General features: G+C 63.0%; 18 protein-coding genes. 11 read left to right on the top strand and 7 right to left on the bottom strand.

Translation table 11 applies throughout. The features are described from left to right. Positions 1–14 precede the first annotated feature (14 nt). The gene (locus tag GM658_RS11710; RefSeq protein WP_155454215.1) at positions 15–674 is read right to left on the bottom strand and encodes a response regulator; all 660 of its coding nucleotides are present in this window, start codon (positions 672–674) and stop codon (positions 15–17) included. Positions 675–711: 37 nt separating this feature from the next. After that, complete coding sequence (locus tag GM658_RS29760; RefSeq protein WP_155454214.1) at positions 712–2,373, bottom strand: sensor histidine kinase; 1,662 nt, start codon at positions 2,371–2,373, stop codon at positions 712–714. 146 nt (positions 2,374–2,519) lie between these two features. On the opposite strand from GM658_RS29760, the gene htpG reads away from it, so the two are divergent. After that, on the top strand, positions 2,520–4,400 hold the full coding sequence (htpG, locus tag GM658_RS11700) for a molecular chaperone HtpG (RefSeq protein WP_155454213.1): 1,881 nt from the start codon (positions 2,520–2,522) through the stop codon (positions 4,398–4,400). 5 nt (positions 4,401–4,405) lie between these two features. Here htpG and GM658_RS11695 read toward each other — a convergent pair whose 3' ends face one another. Continuing rightward, positions 4,406–6,295 carry a hypothetical protein gene (locus GM658_RS11695; protein ID WP_155454212.1) on the bottom strand — a complete coding sequence of 630 codons (1,890 nt, stop codon included), beginning with the start codon at positions 6,293–6,295 and terminating at the stop codon, positions 4,406–4,408. Positions 6,296–6,419: 124 nt separating this feature from the next. Here GM658_RS11695 and GM658_RS11690 point away from each other — a divergent pair, with 124 nt between their 5' ends. The 5 genes from GM658_RS11690 (at position 6,420) to GM658_RS11670 (ending at position 12,609) form a co-directional block, all read left to right on the top strand. Further along, complete coding sequence (locus tag GM658_RS11690) at positions 6,420–7,616, top strand: ATP-binding response regulator (RefSeq protein WP_155454211.1); 1,197 nt, start codon at positions 6,420–6,422, stop codon at positions 7,614–7,616. Further along, complete coding sequence (locus tag GM658_RS11685; protein WP_155454210.1) at positions 7,609–8,616, top strand: ABC transporter substrate-binding protein; 1,008 nt, start codon at positions 7,609–7,611, stop codon at positions 8,614–8,616. The genes GM658_RS11690 and GM658_RS11685 overlap by 8 nt, the downstream gene beginning before the upstream one ends. Positions 8,617–8,619: 3 nt before the next feature. Beyond that, positions 8,620–11,145 (top strand): ATP-binding protein, encoded by a 2,526-nt coding sequence (locus GM658_RS11680; RefSeq protein ID WP_155454209.1) that lies wholly within the window; start codon positions 8,620–8,622, stop codon positions 11,143–11,145. Next, a complete protein-coding gene (locus GM658_RS11675; RefSeq protein ID WP_155454208.1) occupies positions 11,142–11,999 on the top strand; it encodes an RNA polymerase sigma-70 factor in 858 nt (285 codons plus the stop codon). The genes GM658_RS11680 and GM658_RS11675 overlap by 4 nt, the downstream gene beginning before the upstream one ends. Before the next feature lie 166 nt (positions 12,000–12,165). After that, the gene (locus GM658_RS11670; protein ID WP_155454207.1) at positions 12,166–12,609 is read left to right on the top strand and encodes a carboxymuconolactone decarboxylase family protein; all 444 of its coding nucleotides are present in this window, start codon (positions 12,166–12,168) and stop codon (positions 12,607–12,609) included. On the opposite strand, the gene GM658_RS11665 is transcribed toward GM658_RS11670, so the two are convergent. From GM658_RS11665 to kynU, 4 genes are all read right to left on the bottom strand, one after another. Next, the gene (locus GM658_RS11665; RefSeq protein WP_229416867.1) at positions 12,606–13,199 is read right to left on the bottom strand and encodes a CHRD domain-containing protein; all 594 of its coding nucleotides are present in this window, start codon (positions 13,197–13,199) and stop codon (positions 12,606–12,608) included. The genes GM658_RS11670 and GM658_RS11665 overlap by 4 nt on opposite strands. A 125-nt stretch (positions 13,200–13,324) precedes the next feature. Further along, the gene (locus GM658_RS11660; protein WP_155454206.1) at positions 13,325–13,993 is read right to left on the bottom strand and encodes a ribonuclease T2 family protein; all 669 of its coding nucleotides are present in this window, start codon (positions 13,991–13,993) and stop codon (positions 13,325–13,327) included. Further along, entirely contained in the window at positions 13,990–14,829 is an 840-nt protein-coding gene (gene kynA, locus GM658_RS11655; RefSeq protein ID WP_155454205.1) for a tryptophan 2,3-dioxygenase, read from the bottom strand. The genes GM658_RS11660 and kynA overlap by 4 nt, the downstream gene beginning before the upstream one ends. 8 nt (positions 14,830–14,837) lie before the next feature. After that, the gene (gene kynU, locus GM658_RS11650; protein ID WP_155454204.1) at positions 14,838–16,076 is read right to left on the bottom strand and encodes a kynureninase; all 1,239 of its coding nucleotides are present in this window, start codon (positions 16,074–16,076) and stop codon (positions 14,838–14,840) included. A gap of 638 nt (positions 16,077–16,714) precedes the next feature. On the opposite strand from kynU, the gene flhD reads away from it, so the two are divergent. From flhD to motB, 5 genes are all read left to right on the top strand, one after another. Continuing rightward, a complete protein-coding gene (flhD, locus tag GM658_RS11645; protein WP_155454203.1) occupies positions 16,715–17,032 on the top strand; it encodes a flagellar transcriptional regulator FlhD in 318 nt (105 codons plus the stop codon). Positions 17,033–17,043: 11 nt separating this feature from the next. Next, positions 17,044–17,592: a flagellar transcriptional regulator FlhC gene (gene flhC, locus GM658_RS11640; protein ID WP_155454202.1), complete on the top strand. Its 549-nt coding sequence runs from the start codon at positions 17,044–17,046 to the stop codon at positions 17,590–17,592. 71 nt (positions 17,593–17,663) lie between these two features. After that, entirely contained in the window at positions 17,664–18,416 is a 753-nt protein-coding gene (locus GM658_RS11635; RefSeq protein WP_155454201.1) for a class I SAM-dependent methyltransferase, read from the top strand. Between the two features lie 95 nt (positions 18,417–18,511). Next, the gene (gene motA, locus GM658_RS11630) at positions 18,512–19,372 is read left to right on the top strand and encodes a flagellar motor stator protein MotA (protein ID WP_155454200.1); all 861 of its coding nucleotides are present in this window, start codon (positions 18,512–18,514) and stop codon (positions 19,370–19,372) included. An 18-nt stretch (positions 19,373–19,390) separates the two neighbouring features. Beyond that, on the top strand, positions 19,391–20,323 hold the full coding sequence (motB, locus tag GM658_RS11625; protein WP_155454199.1) for a flagellar motor protein MotB: 933 nt from the start codon (positions 19,391–19,393) through the stop codon (positions 20,321–20,323). Positions 20,324–20,325: the final 2 nt, after the last annotated feature.

Here is a 20,325-nt window from a genome sequence, read left to right as displayed (position 1 = left end):
GGGCGGAAGAGACGCTACAGGTCGGCCTGGTCGAGCCTGTGCTTGGTTGCAAAGACGTAGAGATCGAGGCGGTTCGAGACGCCGAGTTTGTGATAAATCGCGGTCAAATGATTGCGCAAAGTGTGCTCGGAAATAAACAACTGTTGCGCCAAAGCCTTGTTAACCGCACCACCACCTGTTGCAATTAAGCTGCAGATGCGCCTTTCCTTTGCCGTCAGCTGGGCAATCTTGTCCAGTTCCGGGTCTTGCCGGCGCGACGCTTGCGGGTTGCGCATGGCTTCGAACACCCGGCTGAGCATGACGCCATCGAGCCACAGCTCACCGCCGTGCACTTTTTCAATGGCTTTGAGCACGGTTTCGGCGGGCTCATCCTTGCTGACCACGCCGCGCGCGCCCAGCATCACGGCGCGGTCGAGCAGCTCGCGGTCGCGCGTGCCCGACAGCACCAGCACGCGCGCGCCATTGCAGCCTTGCAGCAGGCGCGGCATGATGTCGAGCGAGCAGGTGCCGCCCAGGTCGATATCCAGCAGGATCACGTCCGGCAGCAATTCGGACGCCATGGCCAGCGCGCTGTCGCAGTCGCGCGCCGTGCCCACCACAATCATATGGCTCGCTTCGCTTTCGATGAGCTTGCCCAAGCCCCACAGCAGGGTCTTGTGGTCATCGACCAGCATGATGCGAATTCTCTTGTCAGCCTGCCCCATACTCACCTCACACCGGAATCACAATCTGCACAGCTGTGTTGTTCTGGCGGCCGCGCTGCACGCGCGCCTCGCCCCCCAGGGCGGCGGCGCGTTCTGCGATTGAGCTCGGTGTAAAGTCTAGCACCGGCTGGCCAGAACATTCATTTTCAATCAATACAGTCAACTGCCCGGCGGTGCAGGCCAGCTCGATATAGCCGTTGCGCGCCGTGGTGTGCTTGCAGATATTGCTCATGCCTTCGTTGGCGATCTGGAACACCTCGGCGGCCAGGCGGTCGCTCATGTGCAGCTCGCCCTTGGTTTCCACGTTGATGTGCACGTCGTAGAACTGGCGCAGCTGGGCCGCCTGGCGCCGCAGCGCGATTAATAGTTCCGGCTCCTTCATTTCCAGGCCGCCGCGCAGGCTCTTGGCGTAGTTGCGCAAGTCGCGCACCACCTGCGAGGTGACGTCGAGCAGGTTGTCCAGGTCCGGCACCAACGGGTTGCCGGGGTCCGCCTTCAGGCGGATGCCCGAGACCCCGTGGCGCAGGCCGATATAGGGCTGGATTGTGGTGTCATGCAAGTCGCGGGCGATGCGCTCGCGCTCACGCAGCACCGCTTCCGAGGCCATGCGGTCCAGCAGCTCGATGTTTTCAATCACGGGGAAGGCCTGGGCCGCGATCTGCAGCAGGAACAGGGCGTCGGACTTGCTGAAATGATGGCGCTGCGAGACCACAATCAGGCGCCCGGAACCGCGCCGCAAGGGCAGGGGTACGGCGATCAGGGAGTAGGCGTCCAGCAGTTCGGCCAGGGTTTCGCCGGCCTCGGCGTCTTCGGCGACCCAGCGCTGGTTTCCGCTGTCATAGCTTTTCAATTGCAGCGCGCGGCGCAGCCAGGCGCCACGCGGCTGGCGCAGCAGGAGGATGGCGTCTTCGCCGCACACCAGCAGGGGCGCGGCGGCGTCGGGCGCCAGGTTGCTGGCGTGGATCGGCCGGCCGGCGTTGGCCGAGCTGGCGGCGCGCAGGGTCCAGCTGGCGGCGTTGTTGTCGTGCATCAACAGGATGCAGCTGTGGGCGTGGTAGAACAGGCGGGTCTGCTCGAGCACCGAACTGATGGTGCGGTCCACGCCGAAGCGCGGATTGGACATCTGGCTCACCGCATGCAGCAAGCCCATGCGCTGGCGCTGGATCATGGCCATGCCGCCCCAGTGGGCGATCATATAGCCCAGCGCCAGCAGGAAGGTGGCGCGCAGCATCACCAGCGCCATTTCCGCTTCGTTGTGGGTGTACAGGGAAGTCAGGGCAAAGGCCAGCGAAGCGGCCATGGTGATGCGGGCGCCTTCTTCGAAACCATGGCTGAAGGCCGAGGTCAGGATGGCAAAGAAGAACAGCAGGAAATAGAAGCTGGAATCGCCGCCGGTGACATAGACCATCAGGGTAAACCAGCCCACGTCGAGCCAGTACACCAGCTTGCTGCGCACCAGGATGGAGCGGTTGGCCAGCAGCAGCAGGGTCACGCTTTGCAGCAGGTAGGCCAGGAAGACGCCCAGGGACAGCAAGTCGGCGTGCCCGCTCGGCTCCACCACCAGGGTAAACAGGCAAGCCACGGCCAGAACCATGCGCATCCAGCGAACCATATTCGCGTCCGAAGTATCCTTCGGCAGAGTCGCGTGCAGCAGGCCCTCGTTGATCACATTCTCTCCGATGCTTTCGTTGTTACCATGCTAAGAGAACCGAGAGTAGTTGTCCACAACAAGGTTGTAATTATGAAACGTGTTGGGGTCTTGAAATTGCTTGCCTGGGCCCCAATTAGGTGGCTCATAAGACTATTGAGGTAAAAATGGCTGAAAACAAACAAACCATGGGCTTCCAGGCGGAAGTGAAACAGCTTCTGCAACTGATGATCCACTCCTTGTATTCGAACAAGGAAATCTTCCTGCGCGAGCTGGTCTCGAACGCTTCCGACGCGGCCGACAAGCTGCGTTTCGAAGCGATCAACAACGATGCCCTCTACGGCAACGACCATGAGGTGAAAATCCGCGTCGCCTTCGACAAGGACGCGCGCACCATCACCATTTCCGACAACGGCATCGGCATGAGCCGCGAGGAGGCGATTTCCCACCTCGGCACCATCGCCAAGTCGGGCACCAAGGAGTTCTTCGGCAAGCTGTCGGGCGACCAGCAGAAGGATGCGGCCCTGATCGGCCAGTTCGGCGTCGGCTTCTACTCCGGCTTCATCGTGGCCGACAGGATCACCGTCGAATCGCGCCGCGCCGGCCTGGACGCCTCCGAAGGCGTGCGCTGGGAATCGGCGGGCGAGGGCGACTACTCGGTCGAGCAGATCGAGAAGGCCGGCCGCGGCACCGACATCATCCTGCACCTGCGCGACGGCGAGGAGGAGCTGCTGAACGAATGGAAGCTCAAGTCCATCATCCGCAAGTACTCCGACCATATCTCGCTGCCGATCCAGATGATGAAGGAAGGCTCCGACGAGCTGGAAACCATCAACCAGGCCAGCGCCCTGTGGGCCCGCAGCAAGAACGAGATCACGCCGGAACAGTATGAAGAGTTCTACAAGCACGTCTCGCACGACTTCGGTGCGCCGCTGACCTACACCCACAACCGCGTGGAAGGCCGCAGCGAATACACCCAGCTGCTGTACATCCCGGCCAAGGCGCCGTTCGACCTGTGGGACCGCAACAAGCGCGGCGGCATCAAGCTGTACGTCAAGCGCGTCTTCATCATGGACGACGCCGAGCAGCTGATGCCAACCTACCTGCGCTTCGTCAAGGGCGTGATCGATTCGGCCGACCTGCCGCTGAACGTCTCGCGCGAAATCCTGCAGGAGTCGCGCGACGTGAAGGCCATCCGCGAAGGCTCGACCAAGCGCGTGCTGGGCATGCTGGAAGAACTGGCCAACGCCGACGAGCAGGAAAAGAAGGACAAGTACGCCACCTTCTGGACCGAATTCGGCCAGGTGCTGAAAGAGGGCATCGGCGAAGACTTCGCCAACAAGGAGCGCCTGTCCAAGCTGCTGCGCTTCGCTTCGACGCATAACGACAGCGACGTGCAGGACGTGTCGCTGGAGGCCTATGTCGGCCGCATGAAGGAAGGCCAGGACAAGATCTTCTACGTCACCGCCGACAGCTACGCCGCCGCGAAGAACTCGCCGCACCTGGAAATTTTCCGCAAGAAGGGCGTCGAAGTGCTGCTGCTGACCGACCGCGTCGACGAATGGATGCTGTCCTTCATGCACGACTTCGAAGGCAAGGAGCTGCATTCCGTGGCCAAGGGCGGCCTGGACCTGGGCGCGATGGAGGACGAGGCGGAGAAGAAGGAGCACGCCGAGACCGAAACCCAGTACCAGGACCTGGTAGGCAAGATGAAGGAAGCGCTGGCCGACAAGGCCAAGGAAGTGCGCGTCACCTTCCGCCTGACCGATTCGCCGGCCTGCCTGGTGGCGGACGAGAACGAACTGTCGGGCAACCTGCTGCGCATGCTGAAGGCCGCCGGCCAGGCCGCGCCGGAGTCCAAGCCCATCCTGGAAATCAATCCGCAGCACCCGCTGGTCATGCGCCTGAAGTATGAAGACGCCGCCAGCGACAAGTTCAAGGACTGGTCGCATATCCTGTTCGACCAGGCTTTGCTGGCCGAAGGCGGCACCTTGTCCGACCCGGCCTCGTTCGTCAAGCGCATGAACGAGATGCTGCTGTCGAAGTAAGCAGCCTAGCGCCCGCGCAAGCGGGCGCAGTCGTACAGGTAGTAGCTCTTGTCGTACTCCGAATCGCGCGCTTGCGCGATTGCGCCGGCCAGCGGCGTGCTGAGTACGACATAATCCAATAGTGGGTCCGCGCAAACAAAAGCCAATCCCTCGCTGCTCGGCGCCGGCAACTTTCGCACTCCCTCCCTGGTCTGCACGATATCGAGTGCAATCACCGCATCTTCTCCACCCAGGCGGCCTAAGCGCTCCAGCCTGCGTTTCCCTTCCGTTGCAGTTCCGCGATTGAAAGCCAGACCTGTTATCTGTGTATTCGACGCGTAGTTCGAGCGGTGCAGGAGGAACCAGCTGACCCTCACATTGTTCTGCCAGTACATCACGGCGCGTGGCGGAATGCGTGGGGCAAATGCCTCGAGTACAGCCTTTTCGCCGCCCGGCGACAGGCCATACGTTGAGTAATAATTGGAAGTGGCAAAGTTTATGGACAGGCAAAGGGCACCGAAGGCGAATGCAAACGCCAGCAAGCGGGGGGCGCTGCGCTCGCTGCCACCGCTGCGCCAGACAAGCGCAAGCAGCAGCCACCACAAAGCCGCGCCTGCCCCTCGCTTGAGGGCGACGGCGATCCAGACCGCCCACAACTTGGCCGGCGTCAGGATCAGCTCCGCGTCCGCTACGCGCGCGGCCAGCTTGTTCACTTCCACCGCCCACGCCAGCAGCACGCCTGCCACGCAGGCCAGCGCAACGACATTGCCCCAAGCCGGCCACCGTACGGCATTCCGCGGTACGCGATAGCATAGAACGGCACCGGCCAGCAAAGCAACCGCGCCGCCAACCGAGTCGCGTGTAAGGACAGCCAGGCACAGCGCCGCTAACATGGCACGCACCATGCGTTCGCGTCGCCAGTACTCGGCCAGCAGCCAGGCCAGGGCCAGCAGGGAGCACAGATGCGTGATCCATAACAGGCGCCAGGGTTGGGCCTGTATCAGCAAGAGATTGGCGCTCAAGCCCGTGCCCAGCCAACTGGCCAGCAGGCCCAGCGCGCCCATCACCGCCGCGCAGTAGAACAGCCGCGCCAACCCGTCCTTGGCCAGGCGCCCCGCGGTCACCACTAGGCAGAATGCAACCGCAGTACGGCTTACCCATTCCTGCGCATGCCATGCAACCCAAACATTCATGGGCGCGCGTTCCTTGACCAGCGCAAGCCAATCCGCGTCCATATTCATCAGGAACCGGTCGAATGGCGGAATGCCGGCAAGGATCAGGGCGGCCAGCAACATCGTGCCGGCCGCCAGCGTCACGCCCCAGATACGCCAGTTGCCCCAGCCCAGGAACAGCATACCTGCCAGCAGCGGCGCGCAGCCCATCAGCGGGTGCAGGACCATCGCCACGAGGGAAGCGAGCACGCCCCAGGCCAGACGGCCGCGCAAGTAGCAGCCCAGGGCCAGAATGCCGAGCGCTTCGGCGAACAGGCGGGGCGTCAGGAAGGGTTCCGACAGATGGAACACATCGGCACTGGGGCCGTAATCGGCGGGCCAGCTGGCCAGGATGGCCAGGCCCAGCCATAAGTAGAAACCGCGCAGCACTGGCTGCAGCAAATACGTTGCGGCGCCGGCCCATAGCAGGTAGGCGATGGCGAGCAGTGCAATGGTGGCGTACTGCAAACCCAGGGCTGCGGTGCCCGCTGCATAGATCGGGCTGAAAATGGTGAATTGGTCCTGCGAACCATGCAGAAAATACAGTTCGGCGGCGAAGTTGCCAGGATAAAGGCGATGCAGCGCTTGAACTGCGTACAGAACGCTGTCATGCCAGATGCCGCGCCATGGATGATAGGCCAGCCACAGGGCCAGCATGGTCATCAGCATGAGCGGCGTGCGCCCTTGGATTTTGGCGGTGAGCATGTGTGTTGCTATTCTAGTACAGGAATTTTTCCTTTGGCTATCGGCAATGGCGGTTAGATTTGGAGAGACTTTATCTGCATGTCAAGCGGCATAATCAAAGCAACCCCGGTTCCGCGAGGATTGCATGACGGAAGTCCGTAAGCAGCGCATTCTCATCGTTGACGACCAGAGCGCCCACACCGTCGCCCTATGCGATGTATTGCGCCAATACCAATTTGATGCCGAGGGTTGCGGCAGCGCCGAGTCGGCGCTGGACCTGCTGCGCAGCGAGCCGTTCGACCTGATGCTGTCCGACCTGAACATGCCTGGCATGGACGGGATCGGCCTGGTCAAGGCGGCCTTGCAGCACGACCCCGACCTGGCGTGCATCATCATGACCGGCGAAGGCAGCATCGCCACCGCCGTGCGCGCCATGCAGGGCGGGGCCCTCGACTACATCGTCAAGCCGTTCAAGGCGTCCTCGCTGCTGCCGGTGCTGGCGCGCGCACAGGCCACGCGCAGCCTGCGCATGGCGAACGCCGAACTGGAGCGCCAGGTGCGCCAGAACGTGATGGAGCTGGCCGAAGCCAACCATCGGCTGGAGCAGGCGCGCCTCGCCGCCGAACATGCCAATGCCGAAAAATCGCGCTTCCTGTCGAATATGAGCCATGAGCTGCGCACGCCGCTCAACGGCATCCTCGGCTTCGCGCAAATCCTGGCGGCCGACAAGCTGCCGGCCACCCAGCTGGAAAAGCAGCGCTTCGCGCGCAATATCGTGCAGTCGGGCCAGCACCTGCTCAAGCTGGTCAACGAAATCCTCGACCTGGCGCGCATCGAAGCGGGCAAGGTGCCGCTGGCGATGGAGGCGGTGGACTTGCCGACCGTGCTGCAGGAATGCCGCATGATGGTCACGCCGCTGGCCGCCAAGCGCGACATCAGCCTCGGTTTCGGCATGGTGCCGCAAAAGAGCCTGCGCGCCGACCGCACGCGCCTGGTGCAGGTGCTGATCAACCTGCTCTCCAACGCCATCAAGTACAACCACGAGCAGGGCCGGGTGGCGGTCGATTGCAGCGCAGCGAACGGCAGCCATATCCGTATTTCCGTCAGCGATACCGGGCCCGGGCTGGACCCGGACCAGATGCAGCACATCTTCCAGCCCTTCCACCGGCTCGGGCGCGACGAGGAAGAGGAGGGCAGCGGCCTTGGCCTGGCCCTGACGCGGCGCGTGGTGGAAGCCATGCAGGGCGCCATCGGCGTCGAGAGCGAACCGGGCGCCGGCAGCACATTCTGGGTCGAATTGCCGCTCGCGCCGGAAACCACACAACGGGAGCAACATGCGTAGCCGAACCATGCAAGTCCTTGCGGTGCTGTTCATCCTGCTGGCGCTGGGCGTGGCCTGGCTGTGGCGCCAGCAGCACCTGCCGGCGCCGCCCCTGCAGTCGCTGGTCATTGCCGCCAATACCGAGTATGTCGGCACCTGCGCCGTGCTGGCGGCGCAGAAGGAAGGCTATTTTGCGGCCCAGGGCCTGCAGGTCAAGGTACTGCCTTTCTCCAGCGGCAAGGCCTCGATGCAGGCGGTGGTGGACGGCAAGGCCGATGTCGGCACGGTGGCCGACATTCCCATCGTGTTTGCGGCGATGGATGGCCTGCCGGTCAAGGTGCTGGCGACGTTTTTCCGTACCAATAAAGACCACGGGATCGTCGGCCGCCGCGACCATGGCGTGATCACGCCGGCCAGCCTGAAGGGCAAGCGCATCGGCGTCTCGCAGGCCACTTCGGGCCAGTTCACGCTGGACGTGTTCCTCAACTGGCAGCGCATGGACAGCAGCGAAGTCACCATGGTCAACTACAAGCCGGAAGAACTGGGTCCGGCACTGCAGCGCGGCGATGTCGATGCGGTGGCCGGCTGGGAGCCTTTCCTGGGCGCGATGCGCAAGCAGCTGGGCGAAACCGCGGTCAGCTTCTCCGGCGAACAGGCCTACGAGAGCATCTACAACCTGGTGTCCTTGCAGCGCTTCACCGGCACGCGGGCAGCCGTCATCCCGCGCCTGCTGAATGCACTGGAAAAGGGCTCGCAGTGGTGCGAACACTCGCCGGCCCAGGCGCAGCCCATGCTGCCGGCCACGGCCAACCTGAACCGCGACGAAGTGCTGGCCGCCTGGCCGACTTACCACTTCGGCCTGGAACTGGACCAGTCGCTGCTGCTGGCGCTGGAGGACCGGGCCCGCTGGGCCATCCGCAACCGCCTGTCCAACTCGCGCGAAGTGCCCAATTTCCTCGACAATATGTACCTGGAAGGAATGGGTGAGGTGAGGCCGACCGCCGTCACCGTCATCCACTAGACTATGAAAATCATCACCCGACTGAAGTGGGCCCAGTGGCTGTGCGTGATCGGCGTTTCGCTGGCCGTCATGCTGATGCTGGGCGCCACGCGCCAGGTCAAGCAGGAACTGCAGCGCAACCAGCGGGCCGGCGAGATCGTCAGCGCCGTGGTGGCGCTGCGCTACCTGTCGCTGGAATACGCGCAGTCGCAAGAACGGCGTTCCTATGTCCAGTGGCAGTTGCGCAAGGATTCGATGCAGAGCCTGCTGCTGCGCGAAGACTTGTTCAAGGAAGGCGAGGAAAACCGCCTGCTGCGCGAGCTGCAGGATAACCTGCCGCTGCTGGCGCGTCATTTCTCCGAACTGGTGCTGGTGCGGCAGGAACTGCGCGCCACGCCGGAGCGCGGCGAGGTGCTGCACCAGCTGGAAGCGCGCCTGTTCGGGCAGCTGATGGCCAAGACCCAGGACATGATCAGCGATGCGGAAGAACTGGCGCGCCGCAGCCGCGAAGGCGTGCTCAAAGCGCAGCAGAACGCCTCCGCCGTGGCGGCGGGGCTGGGCCTGCTGCTGGCGCTGACCGTGCTGGGCGCCCTGGCCCTGACCATCCGCAGCGTGGCCCATCCGCTGGAAAAGCTGCGCCGCGGCGCCGAGATGGTCGGGTCCGGCAAGCTGGACTTCCGCATGAATATGAAAACGGTGGACGAAGTCGGCGACCTGGCGCGCGCCTTTGACGCCATGACCGAGCGCCTGCGCGCCACCACCGTGTCGCGCGATGAACTGGTGCATGCCAACGCCGCCCTGCACGACGAGATGGAGGTGCGCCACAGCGCCGAGCTGAAAGTGCAGGCGCAGCTGGGCCGCCTCAGCCTGCTGCACCAGATGACGCGCGCAATCGGTGAGCGGCAGGACTTGCGCAGCATCCTGCAGGTGCTGGTGCGTAACCTGGAAGACCAGCTGCCGGTCGATTTTGCCTGCGTCTTCCTGCTGCAGGAAGGCGTGCTGGAAGCGAGCTGCGTCGGCCTGGGCAACGCCTTGCTGCCGGGCGATGCGGCGCTGAAGGAGGGCGCCCAGGTATCGATCGACAACAACGGCCTGTCGCGTTGCGTGAAGGGCCAGCTGGTGTACGAGCCCGACATCGGCGGCAGCGAGTTTCCATTCCCGCACCGCCTGTCGCGCGGCGGCCTGGAATCGCTGGTGCTGGCGCCGCTGCAGGCCGAGAGCGTGGTGTTCGGCGTGCTGGCCGTGGCGCGCGTGATACCCAATGGTTTCACCAGCGGTGAATGCGAATTCCTGCGCCAGCTGAGCGAGCACGCGGCGCTGGCGGCGCGGCAGGCGCAGCTGTACGGCGCCCTGCAGCAGGCCTACCACACCCTGCACGCCACGCAGCAATCGGTCACCCGCGAAGAGCGCCTGCGCGCCCTGGGGCAGATGGCCAGCGGCATCGCGCACGATATCAACAACGCCATTTCGCCGGTGGCCCTGTACACGGAAACCCTGCTGGAAACCGAGGAGGGCTTGAGCGCCAGCGGCCGCAACAACCTGCAGGTGATCGCGCGCGCCATCGACGACGTGGCGGCCACCGTGGCGCGCATGCGCGAGCTGTATCGCCGCCGCGAACCGCAGATGGAATTGTCCAGCGTGAGCCTGAACGTGCTGGCGCAGCAGGTGGCCGACCTGACGCGCGCGCGCTGGAGCGATATGCCGCAGCAGCGCGGCGTGGTCATCTCCCTCAAGCTGGAACTGGCGCCCGGCCTGCCCGCCGTGATGGGCGCCGAGAGCGAAATCCGCGAAGCGCTGACCAACCTGGTGTTCAACGCCGTCGACGCCATGCCCGAAGGCGGGCCGCTGATCCTGCGCACGCGCAGCACCGGCGAGCATGCCATCGTGGAAGTGGTCGACAGCGGGGTCGGCATGGACGAATCGACGCGCCGCCACTGCCTCGACCCCTTCTTCACCACCAAGGGCGAGCGTGGCAGCGGCCTGGGACTGGCCACCGTCAATTCCATGGCCGAGCGCCACAGCGCCGTGGTGCAGGTGGAATCCATGCTGGGGCGCGGCACCACGGTCTCGCTGGCCTTCCCGCTGCCGCAGGCGCAGCACGCCATGCCGCCCCTGGAAGCGCCGGCCACGACGGTGGCGGTGGCCGAGCCCATGCGCCTGCTGGTGATCGACGACGACCCGGCCGTGCTGACTTCCATGAGCACCATCCTGCAGCGCGACGGCCACACGGTGGTGGCGGCCAATGGCGGCGCGGCCGGCATCGAGCAGTTCCGCCTGTCGCAGGAAAGCAGCCAGCCTTTCGACGCCGTCTTCAGCGACCTTGGCATGCCGCACGTGGACGGCCGCAAGGTCGCCGCCTGCATCAAGGAAATGTCGCCGACTACCCCGGTGGTGCTGGTCACCGGCTGGGGCCAGCGCCTGATCCCGGAGGGCGACGTGGACGCCAAACCGGCCAGCGTGGACGAAGTATTGAGCAAGCCGCCGCGCGTGCGCGAACTGCGCGAGGTGCTGCTGAAAGTGCAAAAGGTCGGGTATAGTTCCGCTTCATGACCGATCCGAATGTTTTTGCTGCGCATGAGAAGCGCTTGTTTGCCATCGCCTATCGCATGCTCGGCGTGCGCGCCGACGCCGAGGACGTGGTGCAGGATGCGTGGCTGCGCTGGCAGGGAGCCGATACCAGCGCCGTGCAATCGCCCGAGGCCTGGCTGGTGACCGTGGCCACGCGGCTCTCCATCGACCGCCTGCGCGCCGCCATCGCCGAACGCGAAGCATATGAAGGCCTGTGGCTGCCCGAACCGCTGGTGGCGGTGAACGAGGAAACGCCGGAGCTGCAGGCCGAGCGCGCCAGCGACCTGTCGCTGGCCTATATGTGGATGCTGGAGCGGCTCGGGCCGGAGGAGCGCGCCGCCTTCCTGCTGCGCCAGGTGTTCGATTACGATTATGAAGAAGTGGCGCAGCAGCTTGGCAAGACGGAAGCGGCCTGCCGCCAGATGGTGAGCCGGGCCGGGGAAAGGGTGCAAAAGCCGCAGTCGCGCTTCGACATCCCGGCACAGACCCACCGCCAGCTGCTGCAGCGCTTCGTCGAAGCCTCGGCCACGGGCGACAAGGCGGCCGTGCGGGCGCTGCTGGCGGAAGATTTGGAGCTGGTAGGCGACGGCGGCGGCAAGGTCAAGTCTTTCGGCATCGTCATTACCGATCCGGACAAGATCGCGGCTCTGTTTGCCGGCGCAATCAAGCTGGGCAAGGTCGAATTCCGTCCGGTCACCCTCAACGGCGAGCCAGGCCTGCTGCGTTTCATCGACGGCAGGCTGGAATCGGCCCTGGCCTTCCTCAGCGACGGCCAGCGCATCACTGGCATCTATGCGGTGCGCAACCCCGACAAGCTGCAGCGCATCATCCCATAGCGGCAGCGCGTAAGGTGTCAGACCCTGCGGGTCTGACACGCCTGCGCGGCAGGTACGGGCCAGGATTTTTTTTTCGTAAGGCTGTCACAAAATAAAAATCCCCTCCGTCTAATGGATAAGAAGGCCGCAAAGTGCAGCCTTCACTATCAGACCGAGAGGATTTTCCATGAGCACCTTGCGTTACAACTACTTCCAGCTGTCCCAGAAATCGTTCCAGAACCTGCTGGCCCTGTCGAACGGCCTGAACCGCGAGTTGCTGGGCAAGAAACTGGTCGACCTCGTCCTGCTGCGCATCTCGCAAATCAACGGCTGCGGCTTCTGCATCGATATGCATTACACCGACTTGCTGAAAATGGACGTCGACCCGCGCCACGTGAACGCCGTCGCCGGCTGGCGCGAGGCGCCGTTCTTCAGCGAGCGTGAACGCGCGGCCCTGGAGTGGGCCGAGCTGGTGAATGCGATCCCGGTCCGCGACCCCGACGACGCAGCATTTGCCCGTGTCAAAGAGCAATTCTCCGACGAAGAGATCGCGGAACTGGGCTTCGTGGTTGCGGTCATCCGTTCCTGGAACATGCTGAACGTGGCTTCGCGCAACCCGATCCCGCGTTAAGTTGTCCTCCTGCGCAGGAACAGCAGGGGCAGGCCGGCCAGCAGCAGCAGGGCCTGCGCCGGCTCGGGAACCGGCGCCGCCAGGAAGCCGCGGATCTCGCCGCCTGGGTAGGCATCGCTGTGGATGTTGAAGTAGCTCGAGCCGCCATTCAAGCCGGCCAGCAAGGCTGCTTCAGCCCCTGAAGTGGTGCCGCCATGGTCGCTCAGGAATGTCGGGTTCCAGAACGAGGCCAGCGAAGTATCGAAAATGGCGGCATAGGCGCCGCTGGTCACGCCGGTCGGAAAACCGGTGAACGTCGGCAGCATGGTAGCCACGCCGGCACTGCCGTCGCCCGGCAGGGCGGTGCAGCAGTGGACGTGGGCAGCCGTGCTGCCGCCTGCCAGGCCATTAAAGCTGGCCGCGATGCTGAAGTAGTGGTTGTCGATGTCGAACAGCACCGAAACATTGCCGGTGGCAGTCGACAGGTTTGGCGGGTTTTCCGCCGCACCGGTAAGTGTCGCGTTATAAGTCGTTGGGTCAGCTTGCGCAGCAGCACAAGCTGCAAACAGGGTCAGCGCCGCCAACCCTTTGCCGAGATGAGTCTTCATCATTGGCTCCTTATGTTTGCGAGCCCGCGAGACGGTTCCCCCCCGTGTTATTGCAATGCAGGCGCGCGGTACAGCGCGCTTATTTTCGCCTCAAGCGCCATCGGCGCGGCGCACGAATGCAAGCGAGGTCAGCGGACATTTTTCATGAGGAAATTCGCCTGGCCGCAGCTCTTCTGCGAATAGGCGATCGCTTCCTGCGAACAACTGCGCGACTTCCCATCCTTGGCGAAACAGACCCGGGCCTCACGCAGGAAACGGCCGCCGGACCCGCATACCGGCAGCACGGAGTCCTTGGCCAGCCATGGATTGGCTTTGTGGAACTCATCTTCGAACTGTCCGGGCGTGACACGCACCGGTTGCTGCGGCCGTGCAAAGGCGGCAGGAATCTTCAGGCTGTCGCGCAGCTTGGCGCTCAGCGCCAGGTAATCCTGCGGTTGCAGGCCGGAGCAGGAGCCGTGCTTGTTCCATTCGTGGAAGAGCAGTTTGGGCGAAGGGTAGAGCGATTCGTACTGGTCGCGCAGCTTGTTGGAAATGCGGCTGCGGCCGCAGCTTTCCGGGTAGCCGCGTTCGAATTGCGGCCACAAGCCGTGCAGCACGAAGCCAAGCTGGCGTCCAGTGGCGCACTGGACCGGATCGCCGCCGCCACGGCCGGCGCAGAATTCCGGCGACCATGAAAGGGACATCGTGTAGTAGTCAAAGACGCCAGGGCGGTCGTCGCGCGCCTGCGCCGGTGCCGCGCCAAGCAGGGTGGATGCGGCGACGGCCAGCGCGGCCAGTGCAGCGTGCAGTTTTTTCAAAGGGCGGTCCTCAGTGCGAACAATTCCGGGAACAGTACCACATCCAGCATCTTGCGCAGGTAGGACACGCCGGCCGTGCCGCCGGTACCGGTCTTGAAACCGATCACGCGCTCCACCGTGGTGACATGGCGGAAGCGCCAGAAGCGGAACGCCGTCTCCATGTCCACCAGCTTTTCGGCCAGCTCGTACAGCGCCCAGTAGCGGCTGGTGTCGCGGTACACCTCGAGCCAAGCATTCTTGACCGACTCGTTGGCTACCGTAGGCTGGGTCCAGTCGGCGTTCAGGCGCTCGGCATCGATGTGCAGGCCGTTGCGGGCCAGCAGGCGGATCGCCTCGTCGTACAGCGATGGCGATTTCAACGCCGTGTCGAGGATGGCGTGGCTCTCCGGCTTCTGCTGGTGCACCGCCAGCATATTGGCGTTCTTGTTGCCGAGGATGAATTCGATCTCGCGGTACTGGTGCGACTGGAAGCCGGAAGAGGCGCCCAGGTAGGGGCGGATCGCGGTGTATTCAGGCGGCGTCATGGTCGCCAGCACGTCCCAGGCATGCACCAGCTGGTCCATGATGCGCGCCACGCGGGCCAGCATCTTGAAGGCCGGCGGCAGGTCGTCGCGGCGCAGGTGGTCTACCACCGCGTGCAGCTCGTGCAGCATGAGCTTCATCCACAATTCGCTGGTCTGGTGCTGCACGATGAACAGCATCTCATTGTGATTGGGCGACAGCGGGTGCTGCGCGTTCAGGATTTTTTCCAGGCCCAGGTAATCGCCATAGCTCATGGATTTGGAAAAATCCATCTGCGCGCCATGCCAGGCCGCACCTTTCTTTTCTTCGCTCATATCGTGTCTCAGGTTACAGCGCCGCGTGCGGCAGTGATGTCGTAGGCTTTATCGTCCAGGATCTGCTTCAGGATCTCCACAGCATCCCACACGTCGGCGAAGCTGGTGTACAGCGGCGTGAAGCCGAAGCGCATGATTTCCGGCTCGCGGTAGTCGCCGATCACGCCGCGCGCGATCAGGGCTTGCATGACGGCGTAGCCATAAGGGTGGGTGAAGCTCACTTGCGAGCCGCGGCGCGCATGCTCGCGCGGCGTGACCAGGCCCAGTGGATGGTTTGGACAGCGCTGTTCGACCAGGGCGATGAACAAGTCGGTCAGGGCCAGCGACTTGGTGCGTACCGCCTGCATGCTCGTTTGCGCGAAGACATCCAGGCCGCACTCCACCATCGCCAGCGAAGTGACGGGCTGGGTGCCGCACAGCGCGCGGCCGATGCCCTTGGTGGGAGCAAAGTCCGGCGCCATGGCGAATGGATTGGCGTGGCCCCACCAGCCCGAAAGCGGGTGGCTGAATTTGTCCTGGTTGCGTTCCGGGACCCAGATGAAGGCCGGCGAGCCCGGGCCGCCGTTCAGGTATTTATAGGTGCAGCCGACAGCGAAATCTGCGCCATCGGCGTGCAGATCGAGCGGCACGGCGCCAGCCGAATGCGCCAAATCCCACACGGCCAAAGCGCCGTGCTGGTGGGCGAGGGCGCTGGTGGCGGCCATGTCGTGCTGGTAGCCGGTGCGGTAGTTCACATGGGTCAGCATGACCACAGCGGTGTCGGCGTTGATGGCGGTTTGCAGCTGTTCGGGGCTGTCGACCAGTTTGACTTGATAGCCGCGGTCGAGCCATGAAGTCAGGCCCTGCGCCATATAAATATCGGTAGGGAAGTTCGAGCGCTCGGTGACGATGACTTTGCGGCCGGTGTGCGACTGTGCGTGCAGGGCTGCGGCCAGGGCCTTGAACAGGTTGATCGAGGTGGTGTCGGTGACGACGACTTCGCCGGGCTTGGCGCCGACCAGCGGGGCCAGCCTGTCGCCCAGGCGTTTCGGCATCTCGAACCAGCCGGCGCTGTTCCAGCTGGTGATCAGGTCCTTGCCCCATTCCTTGGCGATCACTTCGGTGGCGCGGGTGAGGGCGGCTTTCGGGCGGGCGCCCAGGGAGTTGCCATCCAGGTAAATCACACCAGCGGGCAGGTCGAACTGCTCGCGCAGCGGGGCCAGGGTGTCCGCAGCGTCGCGGGCCAGGCAGTCGGAACGGGAAATCATGCGGGCGCTTTCCTTGAGACTTAAACAAAGTGAGATTGTAGCAACCTTTTGCCTCTCTAAACCCAGCAAACCTGGGTCAGACCCAAGGGGCTGCCCCCGTCTGTGCCGCTTGCAGTGGACGGGTCTGACCCTTGGGTCAGACCCAGATTCACCGGGTTTTGTGTGCTAAGCCATTGATTTATAAAGCATCAAAAAATTTTCAAAAAAATTTTCAAAAAACCCTAAAGTTCGCAAAAGTCCTGCCGTTACCGTTTTTAGAAGCCCGGTAAAAGGCTTGCTGTTCGGCAGTTTGGATCGCGTGAAAAAAACTTAAAATTTTTTGCTCAGAACCCTAAAGTTCTCCAAAACCCTGCCGTTACCAGTCCAGATGTCGCAAAAAAGCAGCACGGCGATATCGCATTTTTACCCTCGGCTCCTGCAGTTTTGGCGAGACCGAACGCCCCGCAAACCCGCGCCAATACTGGCGTCGCCCCTCTATGGGCAGGCCATTGTAGGATAAACTCCTACAGGGTCACTTCGTCTATTCCCGACCCAAAATACAGAGTGCGGCCTCTATGCGCTTTGTGCCGCCTCCAGCAGAATGTATCTCAACGGCAACGAATATTTACGTTGCAAGCTGAAACCGACTGGAGATGGACATGACCGCAAACGACATGATGGCTGAAATCCGCGATGCGAACCTGAGCTACCTGATACTGGCCCAGCAGATGATCCGCGCCGACAAAGTCACCGCTATCTTCCGTCTCGGCATCTCGGCCGACATCGCGGACCTGATCGAAGGCATGAGCAACGCCCAGATCCTGAAACTGGCTGGCGGCAATATGATGCTGGCCCGTTTCCGCTTCGACGACAGCGCCATCCTCGGCATGCTGACCAACTACAACAAGGACCGTTCCCTGGCCCAGTCCCACGCCGCCATCCTGATGGCTGGCCAGGCTGTTGAAGAAATCGCTTAAGGAGCGGCGCCATGAGCAAGAAGAGTGTGGTCACCGAAGCGCAGGAAATCCAGCTGGCCATCGAGCTGATCAACCTGGGCGCCCGCCTGCAACTGCTGGAAACCGAAGTCTCCCTGTCGCGCGAACGCTTGCTCAAGCTGTATAAAGAGCTGAAGGGCATGTCGCCGCCGAAGGGCATGCTGCCTTTCTCGACCGACTGGTTCCTGACCTGGCAGCCGAATATCCACTCTTCGCTGTTCATGAATATCCATAACTTCCTGGTCGAGCACGCGGGCGCCAGCGGCATCCATGCCGTGATGAAGGCTTACCAGCTCTACCTGGAACAAATGCCGCCGGTTGCCGGCGAAGAGCCGCTGCTCTCGCTGACCCGCGCCTGGACACTGGTCAAGTTCGCCAGCAGCAATATGCTGCAGATGAAGGCTTGCACCTGCTGCAAAGGCAAGTTCGTGGTCGACGCCATGGACCTGAACCGCGACTACAAGTGCGGCCTGTGCCACATGCCTTCGCGCGCCGGCAAGACCCGCAAGGCCAAGGATGCCGCCGAAGCGGTCGCCGCTTGAGTTGGAAGGTGTCTGACCCGCAGAGTCAGGCACCGATATGTCAGCGCCGCTGGCATGGTTATACTCCCGCAATGTATTTAAGAGTCCCCGCCCTTCAGGCGCTGCTGGTCCAGGCCGGCGCGGTGCTGCCATGCGCCGCGCTGGCTGTTGCGCTTGAATCGTTCGGTCACGGCCTGACGCTGCTGCAAGCCGCGCTGCTGCAAGGATGCCTCGCCGCCGCCATCAGCTGGAAGGTCGGCCTGGCGCGCTGGTGGCTGCCGATCCAGCTCCTGTTCCCCATCGCGCTGCTGGCCGGACTGGCCCTCCATCTGCCGCCATGGCTGGCCGCCGCCGCCTTCCTCATCCTGCTTGGCTGGTACTGGTCGACCTACCGCACCCAGGTTCCTTACTATCCATCCAACGCCGCCGTGTGGCGCGCTGTGCTGGCCGAACTGCCGCAGGGCAGGGCGCTGCGCATGATCGATATCGGCAGCGGCCTGGGCGGCTTCACCCTGCATATGGCGGCCGCCCGGCCGGAATCGGAAGTGGTGGGAATCGAGCTGGCGCCAGTACCCTGGCTGGTATCGCGCCTGCGCGCCGCCTTGTCCGGCAGCCGCGCCCGCTTCATGCGTGGCGACTATGAGCAGTTGAACTTTGCTGATTACGACCTGGTGTTTGCCTACCTGTCGCCAGCCGCCATGCCGGCGCTATGGAGCAAGGCCCAGCGCGAGATGCGGGCAGGCAGTTTGCTTGCCAGTTATGAATTTGAGATTCCAGCAGTTGGTGGCGTCAAGACCATCCTTACCACAGAGGGCGCTCCGCCTCTCTATATAAGAGCAATTTAGAGGCTGTTTTCCTTGCCGCAGGAGCGTCTTCACGCTATTGTAGTTCCACTGTGGAATATTATTGCTTTTAACTAGCTATCGGGGAGTTTGCGCGCTTGTTAGTCATTGTCGGTTACATCATCGTCCTCGGCGCCGTTTTTGGTGGCTTCGCACTGTCCGGCGGCCATCTGGCGGCACTGTTCCAGCCGCTGGAGCTGCTGATGATTGGCGGCGCCGCAGCTGGTGCCTTCTTCGTCGGCAATAACGGCAAATCCATCAAAGCGACGCTGGCTGCGCTGCCAACCCTGTTCAAGGGCTCGCGCTATACCAAGGACCTGTACATGGAGCTGATGTCGCTCCTGTTCGACGTGTTGTCCAAGGTGCGCAAGGAAGGCCTGATGTCGATCGAAGGCGACATCGACAAGCCGGAAGACAGCCCGCTGTTCAGCAAGTATCCCGCCGTGCTGGAGGACCACCATATTGTCGAATTCATGACCGACTACCTGCGCCTGATGGTGTCGGGGAATATGGATGCCTTCCAGATCGAGAACCTGATGGACAATGAGATCGACACCCACCACCAGGAAGGCCATGTGCCGGCGCACTGCATCGCCAAGCTGGGCGACGGCCTGCCGGCCTTCGGTATCGTGGCGGCGGTGATGGGCGTGGTGCACACCATGGAGTCGGTGGGCATCCCGCCATCCGAGCTGGGCATGCTGATCGCGCACGCGCTGGTTGGTACCTTCCTCGGTATTTTGCTGGCTTATGGTTTCGTCGGTCCGCTGGCCAGCCTGCTGGAGCAGAAGCTGGAAGAGTCGACCAAGATGTTCCAATGCGTGAAAGTGACCCTGCTCGCCAGCCTGAACGGCTATGCGCCGGCGCTGGCCGTGGAGTTCGGCCGCAAGGTGCTGTATTCGACCGAGCGTCCAAGCTTCTCCGAGCTGGAAGAACATATCAAGAAATCGAAGTCGAAGTAATGGAAGCGAGGACCTGTCATGGCTGAAGAAGGCCTGCGGCCCATCATCGTCAAGAAGATCAAGAAAGGCGGGGGCGGCCACCACGGCGGCGCCTGGAAGATCGCCTATGCCGACTTCGTGACGGCAATGATGGCGTTCTTCCTGCTGATGTGGCTGCTCGGTTCGACCACCAAGGGCGACCTGAACGGCATTTCCGAATACTTCAAGACGCCGCTGAAAGTCGCCATGCAGGGCGGCTCGGGCAGCGGCGACAGTTCCTCGGTGATCCAGGGCGGCGGCTCCGACCTGTCGCGCCGTACCGGCCAGGTCAAGATGGCGGATGATCCGACCAAGTCAAAGTCGTACAACCTCGATGCCGCCAAGAAGGCGCTGGAAGAGGAAGAGCGCGGCCGCTTGCAGGCCCTGCGCCAGCGTATCGAAATGACCATCGATACCAGCGCCGAACTGAAAAAATTCAAGGAGCAGCTGTTGCTGGATTTCACCAGCGAAGGCTTGCGCATCCAGATTGTCGATTTGCAAAACCGGCCCATGTTCGATGCCGGCAAGGCCGAACTCAAGCCCTACGCCCGTGAAATCCTGGAAGCCATCGCGCCGGCCCTGAACGACGTGCCGAACAAGATCGGCCTGTCCGGGCACACCGACTCCACGCCGTATTTCACCGAAACGGGGTACAGTAACTGGGAACTGTCGGCCGACCGTGCCAATGCCTCGCGCCGCGCGCTGCTGCATGGCGGACTGGCCGACAATAAGATCCTGCGCGTGGTGGGCCTGGCCAGTGCCGCCCACCTGGACCGGCAGGATCCTTTCAACCCGATCAATCGCCGCATCAGCATCATCGTGATGAACAAGAAGACCGAGGAAAATGTGCTGCGGGACGGCGGCAAATTGCAAGTCGGCCTTGATACGGAAGCGACGCAAGCCGCAGCGGCAGCGGCCCCAGGGAAGAAATAGAC

Origin of the sequence: Massilia eburnea (assembly GCF_009720745.1) — a bacterium.
Taxonomy (GTDB): Bacteria; Pseudomonadota; Gammaproteobacteria; order Burkholderiales; family Burkholderiaceae_D; genus Rugamonas; species Rugamonas eburnea.
Note: the sequence above shows the minus strand (reverse complement) of the source record. Positions and strands in the feature narration are given on the sequence as shown.